8 protein-coding genes are annotated in these 13,283 nt (G+C 73.1%); 6 read left to right on the top strand and 2 right to left on the bottom strand.

Annotation, left to right across the window (positions count from 1 at the left end):
• Positions 1 to 90: 90 nt before the first annotated feature.
• From KGD84_RS27690 to sucD, 3 genes are all read left to right on the top strand, one after another.
• The gene (locus KGD84_RS27690) at positions 91 to 498 is read left to right on the top strand and encodes a coenzyme B12-dependent isobutyryl CoA mutase small subunit (RefSeq protein ID WP_220563280.1); all 408 of its coding nucleotides are present in this window, start codon (positions 91 to 93) and stop codon (positions 496 to 498) included.
• A 406-nt stretch (positions 499 to 904) separates the two neighbouring features.
• Positions 905 to 2,086 (top strand): ADP-forming succinate--CoA ligase subunit beta, encoded by a 1,182-nt coding sequence (sucC, locus tag KGD84_RS27685; protein WP_220563279.1) that lies wholly within the window; start codon positions 905 to 907, stop codon positions 2,084 to 2,086.
• Between the two features lie 16 nt (positions 2,087 to 2,102).
• Positions 2,103 to 2,981, top strand: a complete 879-nt coding sequence (sucD, locus tag KGD84_RS27680; protein ID WP_220563278.1) for a succinate--CoA ligase subunit alpha — start codon at positions 2,103 to 2,105, stop codon at positions 2,979 to 2,981.
• A gap of 135 nt (positions 2,982 to 3,116) precedes the next feature.
• On the opposite strand, the gene KGD84_RS27675 is transcribed toward sucD, so the two are convergent.
• Complete coding sequence (locus tag KGD84_RS27675) at positions 3,117 to 3,620, bottom strand: DUF1707 SHOCT-like domain-containing protein (RefSeq protein ID WP_220563277.1); 504 nt, start codon at positions 3,618 to 3,620, stop codon at positions 3,117 to 3,119.
• A gap of 151 nt (positions 3,621 to 3,771) precedes the next feature.
• Between KGD84_RS27675 and KGD84_RS27670 the strand changes: the two genes are divergently transcribed.
• Both KGD84_RS27670 and KGD84_RS27665 read left to right on the top strand, forming a co-directional pair.
• A complete protein-coding gene (locus KGD84_RS27670) occupies positions 3,772 to 5,457 on the top strand; it encodes a cell division protein PerM (protein ID WP_478354363.1) in 1,686 nt (561 codons plus the stop codon).
• A gap of 152 nt (positions 5,458 to 5,609) precedes the next feature.
• Positions 5,610 to 7,610 (top strand): WD40 repeat domain-containing serine/threonine protein kinase, encoded by a 2,001-nt coding sequence (locus KGD84_RS27665; protein WP_220563275.1) that lies wholly within the window; start codon positions 5,610 to 5,612, stop codon positions 7,608 to 7,610.
• 69 nt (positions 7,611 to 7,679) lie between these two features.
• Here KGD84_RS27665 and mfd read toward each other — a convergent pair whose 3' ends face one another.
• The gene (gene mfd, locus KGD84_RS27660) at positions 7,680 to 11,276 is read right to left on the bottom strand and encodes a transcription-repair coupling factor (protein ID WP_220563274.1); all 3,597 of its coding nucleotides are present in this window, start codon (positions 11,274 to 11,276) and stop codon (positions 7,680 to 7,682) included.
• A gap of 345 nt (positions 11,277 to 11,621) precedes the next feature.
• Between mfd and cysC the strand changes: the two genes are divergently transcribed.
• A complete protein-coding gene (gene cysC / locus KGD84_RS27655; RefSeq protein ID WP_220563273.1) occupies positions 11,622 to 13,217 on the top strand; it encodes an adenylyl-sulfate kinase in 1,596 nt (531 codons plus the stop codon).
• The last annotated feature ends 66 nt before the right edge of the window (positions 13,218 to 13,283 follow it).

Here is a 13,283-nt window from a genome sequence, read left to right as displayed (position 1 = left end):
CAAGTGACCTGGGTTACTCTTCAGGGCATCGGATTGTTTCGCAGCGTTCTCGCACAAGGGCCCTCACGAGGGGCCGTGAGGGGTTGGACCATGGCAGGTGCAGCACGGGTCGTCGTCGCCAAACCGGGGCTCGACGGACACGACCGTGGAGTGAAGATCGTCGCCCGCGTGCTGCGCGACGCCGGTGTCGAGGTCATCTACACGGGGCTGCGCCAGACGCCCGAGATGATCGTGGCGACCGCCCTGCAGGAGGACGCGGACGCGATCGGGCTGTCGGTGCTCTCGGGCGCCCACATGACGATGTTCTCCCGCGTGCTGGAGCTGCTCAAGGAGAACGACGCGGAGGACATCCGGGTGTTCGGCGGCGGGATCATCCCCGACGAGGACATCGCCGAGCTGGAGCGCCTGGGGGTCGCGAAGATCTTCACACCGGGCGCGCCCACGGCGGAGATCGCGGAGTGGGTCAAGGAGAACGTGCGGCCCGCGCACGCCGCCTGAACCGTGACGTGTCATGTCGTGTCGCCGCGGCGTGACATCGCGACGTGACGTTGGTCGCATGCCCATAACGTGGGGATCCAGGACTTTCGTCTCGTTCACAGTGTTATAGGCCGTGGCGCTCGTCACAGATTTTCCCATCGGGGGGCTTTCGAGAGCCGCCTGCGCCGCGATCACCGGTGCGGGCGGCGCAGCCAACGCGCCCCCGGTGTCCGGCGGCCGGATTTCAGGCGACTAAGCTTTGCGCATGTCGCGGGTGGCTAAAGACGCCGCGGCGATCTCGATCCCTGTAGTCGGCTCGTCCCCCGTTCGGGGCATCCGCGTCGTGTGACACGCGGTGGTGAGCCGGATCCGGACCAGGCCACCCCGGTAGACATCCTGAGCCAGCGAGTTACAAGGACGGACCCTCGTGGACCTGTTCGAATACCAGGCGAAGCAACTCTTCGCAGAGTACGGAATTCCCGTACCCCAGGGGAAGGTGGCGAGCACGGCCGCCGAGGCGCGTGCCATCGCCGACGAGTTCGCCGCCGCGGGCAAGCCCCGCGTCGTCGTCAAGGCCCAGGTCAAGACCGGTGGCCGCGGTAAGGCCGGCGGCGTCAAGGTCGCCGAGGGCCCCGAGGACGCCCAGGCCAAGGCCGAGCAGATCCTCGGCATGGACATCAAGGGCCACACGGTCCACCGTGTCCTGGTCGAAGAGGCCTCCGACATCGCGGAGGAGTACTACTTCTCCTTCCTGCTGGACCGGGCCAACCGCAACTTCCTCTCGATCTGCTCCGCCGAGGGCGGCATGGAGATCGAGGAGGTCGCCGAGACCAACCCCGACGCCGTCGCCAAGATCGCGATCGACCCGCTGACCGGTGCCCCCGAGGCCGTCGCCGCGGAGATCGCCAAGGCCGGCCGCCTCCCCGAGGCCGCCGCCGCGGGCGCCGCCGAGATCATCGCCAAGCTGTGGAAGGCCTTCGTCGGCAAGGACGCCACGCTCGTCGAGGTCAACCCGCTCATCCTCACCAAGGACGGCCGCGTCGTCGCCCTGGACGGCAAGGTCACCCTGGACGAGAACGCCGAGTTCCGCCAGGACCTGGAGAGCCTCGCCGTTCCCGAGGAGGGTGACCCGCTGGAGGTCGCCGCCAAGGAGAAGAACCTCAACTACGTCAAGCTGGACGGTGAGGTCGGCATCATCGGCAACGGCGCGGGCCTGGTCATGTCCACCCTGGACGTGGTCGCCTACGCCGGCGAGGCGTTCGGCGGGGTCAAGCCCGCGAACTTCCTCGACATCGGCGGCGGCGCGTCGGCCGAGGTGATGGCCAACGGCCTGGAGATCATCCTGGGCGACCCCTCGGTCAAGAGCGTGTTCGTGAACGTCTTCGGCGGCATCACCGCGTGCGACGCGGTCGCGAACGGCATCGTGCAGGCCCTGGAGCTGCTGGAGGGCCGGGGCGAGGACGTGTCCAAGCCGCTGGTCGTGCGGCTGGACGGCAACAACGCCGAGCTGGGCCGGCAGATCCTCACCGACCGCGCCCACCCGGCCGTGCGCCAGGTCGACACCATGGACGGCGCCGCCGCGCAGGCCGCCGAACTCGCGGCGAAGTAGCAGGGAGCAACACACCATGGCCATCTTCCTCACCAAGGACAGCAAGGTCCTCGTCCAGGGCATGACCGGGTCGGAGGGCACCAAGCACACCCGCCGGATGCTCGCCTCGGGCACCAACATCGTGGGCGGGGTCAACCCGCGCAAGGCCGGGCAGTCGGTGGACTTCGACGGCACCGAGGTGCCGGTGTTCGGCACCGTCGCCGACGCGATGGAGAAGACGGGTGCGGACGTCACCGTGATCTTCGTGCCGCCCAAGTTCACCAAGGACGCCGTGATCGAGGCGATCGACGCCGGGATCGGCCTGGCGGTGGTGATCACCGAGGGCGTGCCGGTGCACGACACCGCCGAGTTCTGGTCCTACGCCCAGAGCAAGGGCAACAAGACCCGCATCATCGGCCCCAACTGCCCGGGTCTGATCACCCCGGGCCAGTCGAACGCGGGCATCATCCCGGCGACCATCACCAAGCCGGGCCGGATCGGGCTGGTGTCCAAGTCCGGGACGCTGACCTACCAGATGATGTACGAGCTGGCCGACATCGGTTTCTCCTCAGCGGTGGGTATCGGCGGGGACCCGATCATCGGGACCACGCACATCGACGCGCTGGCGGCGTTCGAGGCCGACCCGGACACCGACGTGATCGTGATGATCGGTGAGATCGGCGGGGACGCCGAGGAGCGGGCGGCGGCGTTCATCCGGGAGAACGTGTCCAAGCCGGTGGTCGGGTACGTGGCGGGGTTCACCGCGCCCGAGGGCAAGACCATGGGGCACGCGGGCGCGATCGTGTCGGGTTCCTCGGGGACCGCGGCCGCGAAGAAGGAGGCGCTGGAGGCCGCCGGCGTCAAGGTCGGCAAAACCCCCAGCGAAACCGCCAAGCTGGTGCGCGAGCTGTTCTAGCCGCTCAGGTCGTCACGGCCCCGCACCGCGCCTCCGGGCGCGGGCGGGGCCGTCGCCGTTCCCGGACCCGGCCACGCCGGGGCCGCCGTTCCGGGCCCGGCCCGCCGTTTCGCCGAGCCGCCCCCGGCCCCCGGCTCAGCCGCGGGTGATCTCGCCCGGGCCGCCCCCGCGGCGCCGGCGGCGGGCCAGGGAGGTGATGAGGCCGGGCACCACCAGCAGGCAGAAGAAGCCCAGGAAGACGGAGATGGCCGTGACGTTGCCGGAGATGAACGTCGGCAGGCCCCACACGAAGAGCAGGAACCCGCCCCAGCCCATGATGGACGACAGGTTGTCGTCGTCCTTCTTTTTCTTCTTCGCCACGGACCGGCCGGTCTCGGCCAGGTCCACCGGCCCCTCGCCGTCCGCAGCGGGGACGACCGCCGCGGAGGCGGACAGGAAGCCCGGGTGCAGGTTCGGGGGCAGGTCCTCGAACAGCGGGACCAGGTCCTTGCCGGTGACGGCGCGCAGGGCCGCGGCCGAGCGCTCCTCGTGCTCGTCGACGGTCAGCCGGCCCTCCTGGAACGCGGTGCGCAGGGACTCCAGCGCCTCGTCGCGTTCGCCGTCGGAGAGGCGGTAGGGGGCGGGATCCGGGCCTGTCATCTTCGTCCGTTCGAGCGGGGGAACCGGCTTCTCCATCGTATGACGGACGTACCGGCCAGGGGGTTCCGGAACGGTCCCGCGGGGACGGGGAAGCACGACACGCGCGGCGGGGATGGCGCGGAGCAATCCGGTCCCTGGCAGCATAAGTCGGGTGAGCACGCCAGGATCACCCCCCGACCCAGCCCGCCGCACGGGAACCGCGGAAGCGCCGCGCCCGGTCTACTCGACCGGGGGCGTGGCGGCCGCGACCGCCGCGGGCATCGGCCTGGCGGTCATCGTCACCCTGACCATGGTCGGGTGGGTGGCCGCGCCCCACGACACGTTCGGCGAGGAGATCGTCGACCTGCTCCAGGGGGCCGTGCTGGCCTGGCTGGTGGGCCACCACGTGTCGTTCTCGGTGCCGGAGGGGGACATCAGCCTCCTCCCGATCGGCCTGGTGCTGCTGCCGGGGCTGCTGCTGTACCGGTCGGGGCGGTGGGTGGCGCGCAACTGCGAGATCGCCCGGCTGCGGCACGTACACCGGGCGGCGATCGCGATCGCCGGGCCGTACGCGGCGATCGCGGGGACGCTGGCGCTGCTGGCCCGCACCGACACGGTGGAGCCGAGCATGCCGCGGGCGCTGCTCATGGGGTTCGTCATCGCGTTCCTGGCCGGGGGGCTGGGGGTGCTGCGCCAGCTGATGCGCGACAAGGGCGTGGTGGCCAGGGACCTGCTGGGGCTGATGCCCGCCCGGTCGCGGTCGCTGCTGGTGGGGATGCTCGCCTCCACCGGGACGCTGCTGGCGGGCGGGTTCCTGCTGTTCCTGGTGGCGCTGGCGGTGAGCCTGCCCGAGGCGGTCGAGACCACGCGGCTGCTGGCCCCGGGGTGGGTGGGCGGCCTGCTGCTGCTGCTCATCCAGCTCGCCTACCTGCCCAACGCGGTGGTGTTCGCGGTCTGCTACGCCCTGGGCCCGGGGTTCGCGGTGGGGGAGATGACGGTGGTGGCCCCGACGGGGGTGTCGGTGGGGCCGCTGCCGCTGCTGCCCATGCTGGCGGCGCTGCCGGAGAACGGGGCGGCGCCGGTGTTGTCCCTGGCGGCGCTGGCGGTGCCGTTCGTCGCGGGGGCGGTGGGCGGGGTGCTGACCCAGCGCAGCGCGCCGGACGTGGTGAGCGAGGCCGCGCCGCTGTGGGGGTTCGTGTGCGGGGTGACCACCGGGCTGCTGTGCGCCGCCCTGGGGGAGCTGGCGGGCGGGTCCCTGGGCGGCCACCGGCTGTCGGACGTGGGCCCGTCCGCCTGGCAGGTGGGGCTCGTGGCCGCGCTGGAGGTGGGGGTGGCCGCGGCCATCGCGGCGTGGGTCGCCAACTGGTGGTACACCCGCCGCTCCCCGGCGGCCGCGACCACTGCGACCGCTGCGACCGCCGCGACGGCCGGGGCCCCGGCCGGGGACGCCCCGGAGCCGGAGGCCGAGCGCGCCGGGCGGGTGGAGCTGCCCGCCGACGTCCCTGTGGGCGAGGGGCTGGCCACGGTCACCCCCCTGCGCCCGCGGGAGGACAAGGGCGGCGGGGTCGCCGTCGAGGAGGCGCCCGAGGCCCCGGCGGAGGACGCCGCGACGGCCGGGCCCACCGCGGAGGAGGAGCGCGAGCGCAAGGAACGGGAGCGGGCCGAGCGCGCCGAGGCCAGGGCCGCCGCCCGGGCGGCCAGGGCCGCGGACAGGGAGCGCAAGCGCGAGGAGCGCCGCGCCCGCCGGGCCGAGCGCCCCCGCCTGTGGCGCCGCAGGGCCGCCGAGGACGACTCCGAGGACCTGTACGGCATCACCTACGAGGCCGGCCCCGACGAGGCCGACGGCCCCCGCCCCTGACGGAGGAGCGGGACCGCGCGGCCGGTTGCGATCCGGTGACAGGTGCTGCGTCCTCGAACACGTTGTGGCTACGCTGAGGGCGCTTCGCCGAACTCGGCGGGGGAGGGTCGCTCTCAGGTGCGGGCTTCGAGCGCCGTGGAAGGGGACTACAGGTGCGGCCTCTGGAGCCTTCCGACCCCAGGCGCATCGGCGGCTACCGACTGGTCGCTCGGCTGGGCGAAGGCGGGATGGGCCAGGTCTACCTCGCCCGTACCGCGTCCGGCCGCCAGGTCGCCGTCAAGGTCATCCGGCCCGGCCTGGTCCAGGACCGGGACTTCCGCACCCGCTTCGCGCGTGAGGTCGACGCCGCGCGCCGGGTAGGCGGGTTCCACACCGCCCAGGTTGTGGACGCCGACCTCGAGTCCGAACCCCCGTGGATCGCCACCGCCTACATCCCCGGCCCCACGCTGCACCAGAGGGTCCGCGACCAGGGACCCGTTACGCCGCCCGACCTGCACACGCTGATCGTCGGGCTGGCCGAGGGGCTCAGGGCGGTGCACGACTGCGGACTGGTCCACCGCGACCTCAAGCCCGGGAACGTGGTCCTCAGCGGCGACGGGCCCCGCATCATCGACTTCGGCATCGCCCGGCCGTTGGACGCCGAGAGCCTGACCACCCGCGAGGCCGTGTTCGGAACCCTGCCCTACATGTCGCCCGAACAGACCGAGAACTCCCACGTCGGTCCGGCCTCGGACGTGTTCTCCCTCGGCAGCGTCCTCGCCTACGCCGCCACCGGGATCAACCCCTTCAACGCGGATTCCATGGCCGCGACGATCCGCCGCCTCATCGGCCCTCCCCCCGACCCGGGCGACATCGATCCGAGCACCCGCGCCCTGATCGCCGACTGCTGGAACCACGACCCGGACCGGCGGCCTACCCCCGAGGCGATCCTCGCCCGCTTCGGCGCCCTCGCTCCCCGCGCCACAGATTCCCCGTCCGGCACCGCCCGAGCGGTCGACGACCCCGAGGCGCCCACACGTCCCCCGGCCCCGACCCTGGTCGCGGCCACCGAGGCCACCGCGGTCATGCCGGACGACCTCTCCCCGCGCGCGGCGCCCCCCGCGGGGCCGCGGTGGAGGAGAGCGTTGACCGTCGCCGCCGCCCTGGTTGCGGTCACCGTCGCCGTGACCGCCGGTGTCGTCGTCCTCCGGGGCGAACGCGGCTCCGAAGAACCGGAAACCGTCTCCGAAGCCCCCGAACCCGTCACCACCCTCGTCGGGCACGAGGACGAGGTGAACTCGCTGGTGTTCAGCCCGGACGGCACCACGCTCGTCACGAGCGATACCAAGTTCTCCGTGCGGCTGTGGGACACCGGTACCTGGGAGGAGACCGCCCTCCTGGTCGACGAGGACTTTTCGATGGGCATGGGCACCCCGGGGGTGGCGTTCGACTCCGCCGGTGACACGCTCGCCACCGGCCAGAGTTCGGTCCGGCTGTGGGACACCGGTACCTGGGAGGAGACCGCCGGCTTCCTCGACGACGAGTGGGTCACCTCGGTGGCGCTCAGCCGGGACGGCACGGCACTCGCCGTTTCCGACGCCGTCGGCCATGTCTGGCTGTGGGACACCGGCACCGGGGAGGAGACGGCTCTGATAGACGGACCCACCGACTACATGACCTCGGTGGCGTTCAGTCCCGACGGCGACCTGCTCGCCACCGCCACCGCGGAGCACACGGCCGGGGTGTTCGAGGACAGCGACGGGGGTGCCGTGCGGTTGTGGGACACCGGCACCGGCGGCGAGGTCGCCGTCCTCGCCGCGAACGAGGCTTCGTTCCAATCGGTGGTGTTCAGCCCGGACGGTGCCACGCTCGCCGCGTGCAGCGGCTCCATCCACCTGTGGGACACGGGCTCCTGGGAGGAGACCGCTGCGCTATCGGGGCAGGAGTGCGCGATGACCGTGGCGTTCAGCGCGGACGGCGCCATGCTCGCCGCCGGGGACCACGAGGGCACCGTGCGGTTCTGGGACACCGGCACGTGGGAGGAGGCCGCCGCGCCCCCGCTGCGGCCGCAGGGCGAACCGTCGAGGATGACGACGGTGGCGTTCAGCCCCGACGGCGCGACGTTCGCCACCGGCCACGCGGACGGCACCGTGCACCTGTGGGAGATCGGATGACACACGGGGCCGCCCCCGGCAGCCCTTCCTCGGGCCGCCGGGGGCGGTTCGTCTCTCCCTCGCCGAGGGTCAGTCCTTGGCGACCGGGGGCTTGCGCTTGTCCGGCTCGAAGATGGCGTTGACCAGCTCCGTGCACCAGGCCAGCAGCTCCAGGTCGCGCAGCGGCTTGCCACCCATGCCGCCCGCCTTGGGGACCGGCACCAGCAGGGTGCGGGTGGCCTCCTTGAGCAGCGACTTGGGGTACATCCGCCGCAGCCGCAGCTCCTGCGACTCCCGCAGCTCCACCGGGGTGAACCGGATCTGGTTGCCTTGGAGCACCACGTCCTGGAGCCCCGCCGCGCGGGCCAGGACCCGGAACCGGGCCACCGCCATGAGGTTGTCCACCGGCCGGGGCGGGGCGCCGTACCGGTCGGTGAGCTCCTCGTAGGCGGCGAGCACGTCGTCCTCGCAGGTGATGCCCGCGATCCGCTTGTACGCCTGGAGCCGCAGCCGCTCGCCCGGCACGTAGTCGTGCGGGATGTGCGCGTTGACCGGCAGCTCGACGCGGGTCTCGGTCTCCTCGGCGGCGCTCTGGTCGCCCTTGAGCTCGGCGACGGCCTCGCCGACCATGCGCACGTACAGGTCGAAGCCGACCCCGGCGATGGTGCCCGACTGCTCCGCGCCCAGGATGTTGCCCGCGCCGCGGATCTCCAGGTCCTTCATCGCCACGTACATGCCCGCACCGGTCTCGGTGTGCTGGGCGACGGTGGCCAGCCGCTCGTAGGCGGTCTCGGTGAGCGGCTTCTCCGGCGGGTACAGGAAGTACGCGTACGCCCGCTCGCGGCCGCGGCCGACCCGGCCGCGCAGCTGGTGCAGCTGGGACAGGCCGTAGGTGTCGGCGCGGTCCACGATCAGCGTGTTGGCGTTGGGGACGTCCAGGCCGGACTCGACGATGGTCGTGGAGACCAGCACGTCGAAGTTCTTCTCCCAGAAGTCCACCATGACCTTCTCGAGCTGCTGCTCGTTCATCTGGCCGTGGGCGTAGGCGACCCGCGCCTCGGGCACCAGCCGCTTGATCTCGGCGGCGACCCTGTCGATGGACGCGACCCGGTTGTGCACGAAGAACACCTGGCCCTCGCGCATCAGCTCCCGGCGGATCGCCGCGGTGATCTGCTTGTCCTCGTACGGTCCGACGAAGGTCAGCACCGGGTGGCGCTCCTCCGGCGGGGTGAGGATGGTGGTCATCTCCCGGATGCCGGTCAGGCCCATCTCCAGGGTGCGCGGGATCGGCGTCGCCGACATGGCGAGCACGTCCACCTGGGTGCGCAGCCGCTTGAGGGCCTCCTTGTGCTCGACGCCGAACCGCTGCTCCTCGTCGATGATGACCAGGCCCAGGTCCTTGAACCTGGTCTCGGAGGACAGCAGCCGGTGGGTGCCGATGACCACGTCGACCTCGCCGGAGCGCAGGCCCTCCCGGGTCAGCTCCACCTCGGCGTCGGTCTGGAACCGCGACATCGGCTTGACGGTGACGGGGAAGGACGCGTACCGCTCGGTGAACGTGGACAGGTGCTGCTGCACCAGCAGGGTGGTGGGCACCAGCAGTGCCACCTGCTTGCCGTCCTGCACCGCCTTGAACGCGGCCCGCACCGCCACCTCGGTCTTGCCGTAGCCGACGTCGCCGCAGATCAGCCGGTCCATGGGGACGGATCGCCCCATGTCCTTCTTGACCTCCTCGATGGCGGCGAGCTGGTCGGGCGTCTCCACGTAGGGGAACGCGTCCTCCAGCTCCCGCTGCCAGGGCGTGTCGGGGCCGAACGCGTGCCCGGGCGAGGCCTGGCGGGCCGAGTACAGCCGGATGAGGTCGCCCGCGATCTCCCGGACCACCTTGCGGGCGCGGCTCTTGGCCTTGCTCCACTCGGCGCCGCCCATCTTGGACAGCGCGGGCGCGTCGCCGCCGACGTACCGGGTGACCTCGCCGAGCTGGTCGGTGGGGACGAACAACCGGTCGCCGGGCTGGCCGCGCTTGGACGGCGCGTACTCGATGAGCAGGTACTCGCGGGTGGCGCCCTGGATCTGGCGGCTGACCATCTCCAGGTACCGGCCCACGCCGTGCTGCTCGTGGACGACGTAGTCGCCGGGCTTGAGCTGGAGCGGGTCGACGGTGCCCTTGCGGCGGCTGGGCATGCGCCGCATGTCGCGGGTGGAGGACTTCTGCCCGGCCAGGTCGGTCTCGGTGAGCACGACGGTGCGCACCGTGCGCAGCAGGAACCCGTGGTCGACCAGCCCGGTCGTCACGGTGGCCACGGCCGGGGCGGGCGGCCCGGCGAGGTCCTGGACCAGGTCGGCGCCGAGCCCGGCGTCGCGCAGCATCGCCACGAGCCGCTCGGCGGGGCCGTGCCCCTGGGTGACCAGCACGACGCTCCAGTTGTCGTGCAGCCAGCCCTTGATGTCGGCCAGGGCGCGCTCGGTGTCGCCGCGGTAGGAGTCGGCGGGCACCGCGCCCACCACCACGGCGTCGTCCTCCTCGCGGGTGCCGGCCTCGCCGGAGCTGAACGGGGTCAGCCCCCACCAGGGCGTTCCCAGCCGGGAGGCCAGGGAGCGCAGGTCGGCGATGGACATGTACGCGGAGGCGCCCAGGTCGATGGGCGACTCGCCGCCGGAGGCGGCGTTGATCCAGGACGCCTCGAGGAACTCGGCGCTGGTGGCCTCCAGTTCGATGGCGCGGGTGCGGATGCGCTCGGGGTCGCAGCCCACCACCATGGCGCCCTCGGGGAGCAGCTCCAGGAGCGGTTCCATGCGCTCGGCGAGCACGGGGGCGAAGGCCTCCATGCCCTCGACGGCGACGCCGTCGGCGAGCTTGGTGAGGACCTCGGCCAGCGCCGGGTGCTCGGCGGCCAGGGCGCGGGCGCGCTCCCGGACGGTGTCGGTGAGCAGCAGCTCCCGGCAGGGCGGGGCGAACAGCCCGGAGGCGGCGTCGCCGTGGTCGCCGCCCTCGCCGGCCGCGATGGACCGCTGGTCGGCGACCTGGAAGTAGCGGATGTCCTCGACGCTGTCGCCCCAGAACTCCAGGCGCAGCGGGTGCTCCTCGGTGGGCGGGAACACGTCGAGGATGCCGCCGCGCACGGCCATGTCGCCGCGCTTCTCCACCAGGTCGACCCGGGAGTACCCGGTGTCGGCCAGGGAGCGCACGACGTCCTCCAGGGACACCTCGTCGCCCTGGCGGACCCGGACGGGTTCGAGGTCGCCCAGTCCGGCGACCAGGGGCTGGAGCACACTGCGCACGGGCGCGACGACGACCCGCAGCGGTGTGGTCAGCGGGTCGGAGGGGTCGGGGTGGGCGAGTCTGCGCAGCACGGCCAGGCGCCGGCCGACGGTGTCCGAGCGCGGGGACAGCCGCTCGTGCGGCAGTGTCTCCCACGCGGGGAACAGCGCGACGGAGTTCTCGGGCAGCAGCGAACCCAGCGCGTCGGCCAGGTCGGCGGCCTCCCGCTCGGTGGCGGTGACGGCCAGGACGGGGCGGCCGGCGCCCAGGGGCGCGTCGGCCGCCAGCGCGCCGACCATGAAGGGGCGCAGTGCCGCGGGTGCGACGAGGTCGAGGTGGGGATCGCGGCCGCCGCGGGCGGTCTCGATCGCGCTGTGCAGTGCCGGGTCCCGTGAGACGTCGGCGAGAAGTCCAGTGAGGCTCATAGCACCAAAGAAAGAAGAAGAGTTCCGGTTCAGGCGGAAGGTCGCGGCCTGCACGGTGAGGGGCGGCGGCACGGCTGCGGGCGCCGCCCGGGTCTGTTCAGACTATCGAGTCCGCGGCCCGCACGCGGGCCGGGTCCGGACGGGAGCCGTCGCGGTGTCCCGGTCGGGGACGGGCCGCACGGCGGGCGGTGCCTTCATGGGAACCTTTCGTGACCTGCGCGTATTCCGCCCCTCGTGGGGCCTGGGGGCCGCCGGTGCGGTGCGGCGCGGCGGCGCGCGCCCCGTCCGGCATACGCTAGTGGCGATTTCGGTGAACCCCGGTCGGACCGTCGGAGAGGAAGTCGCGTGGTGAGTGTCGACAGGCACGGGAGCACGTCGGAGGGGGCCTCCGGGCGGCCGGACGCCCCGGTCCTCGCCCCCGGCCCGGACGCGCTCGCGCATCTGGAACTGATACTGAGCGGGGCGTACCCGCTGCCGGGATTCATGACACGTGAGCAGGCGGAGTCGGTGGAGCGCGCGGGCAGGCTGCCCGATGGGCGCGCGTGGCCGGTTCCGGTCATCCTTCCCGTCCCGGCGGATTTCACCGTCGAGGGCGGCACGGTGGTCCTCACCGACCCGGAGGGCGCCCCGCTGGCGGAGCTGGCGGTCGCCGAGCGCTGGAAGGACGGGGCGGGGGAGTACCGCCTGGCGGGGGAGGTGTCGCTGCTGCGGCCGCCCACGTACGGGGTGCTGCGCGAGCTGCGGGCCACCCCGGCGGAGGTGCGCGCCCGCCGCGACCTGGAGGGCCGGGTGGAGCGGCCGCTGCTGGCGGTGGTCACCGACCGGCCGCTGCACCACCGGGCCCTGCACCAGATCCGCGCCCAGGCGGAGGCCCTGGCCCAGGCCCCGGGGGTGGAGGCGGACCGCGCCGAGGTGCTGGTCCTGGTCGACACCGGTCTGGAGGACGAGGGCATGACGGCCGCGGTGCTGGCCGCCCGGCCGCTGCTGCCGCCGCACACCTCGTTCGCGGTGTGCACGCTGCCGCGCGCGGAGGCCCGGGCGAGCGGGCCGTTCGGCGGCCCGTGGGGGGACCGGGACGCGCTGCTGGCGGCGCACGTGGCCGCCGCGTACGGCGCTACCCACCTGGTGGTCGAGGCGGGGCGGGACGGTCCGGACGTGGACCGCGTCATGGCCCGACGCCCGCCGGTGACGCTGCTGGACCCCGAGCCGTGGCTCTACGACGCCGACGAGGGCCTGTGGGAGCCGCTGACCCGGGTGGACCCGGCCCGGGCCCGCCGGGAGCCGTCCGACGCCGAGGTGGAGGCGGAGCTGGCGCACGGCCGCGAGCTGCCGGTGTGGTTCACCCCGGCGCGGGTGGCCGCGGAGCTGGCGCGGCTGCGCCCGGCGCGCACCCGGCGCGGGCTGACGGTGTTCTTCACGGGGCTGTCGGGGTCGGGCAAGTCGACCATCGCACGGGGCGTGTGCGACGGCATCCGCCGGGCGGGCCGCACGGTGACGCTGCTCGACGGCGACGTGGTGCGGCGCATGCTCTCGCACGGGCTGACCTTCTCGACACAGGACCGGGAGCTGAACATCCGCCGGATCGGCTACGTGGCGGCGGAGATCGGCCGCCACGGCGGGGTGGCGGTGTGCGCGCCGATCGCCCCCTACGCCCGGGGCCGCGCCGAGGTGCGGGCCATGGCGCAGGAGGCGGGCGGCGACTTCTTCCTGGTGCACGTGGCGACGCCGCTGGAGGTGTGCGAGGCCCGCGACCGCAAGGGCCTGTACGCCAAGGCGCGGGCGGGGGAGATCCCCGCGTTCACCGGGATCTCCGACCCCTACGAGGAGCCCGTGGACGCGGACCTGGTGGTGGACACCGTGGACGCGGACCCGGCCGACTCGGTGGCGGCGGTGCTGGCCGCGCTGCGCGCGGGCGGCTGGCTGCCCGAGCAGGACCACTGACCCCTTCGCCCGCGGCCGGCCCCCGCGCCCGGGGCCGGCCCCCCTTCGACGATGGACGAGGACCCG

The sequence above is a fragment of the Nocardiopsis changdeensis genome (assembly GCF_018316655.1).
GTDB classification, from domain to species: Bacteria; Actinomycetota; Actinomycetes; order Streptosporangiales; family Streptosporangiaceae; genus Nocardiopsis; species Nocardiopsis changdeensis.
The sequence above is the reverse complement of the archived record's forward strand: the minus strand, read 5'-3'. Positions and strand labels throughout refer to the sequence as shown.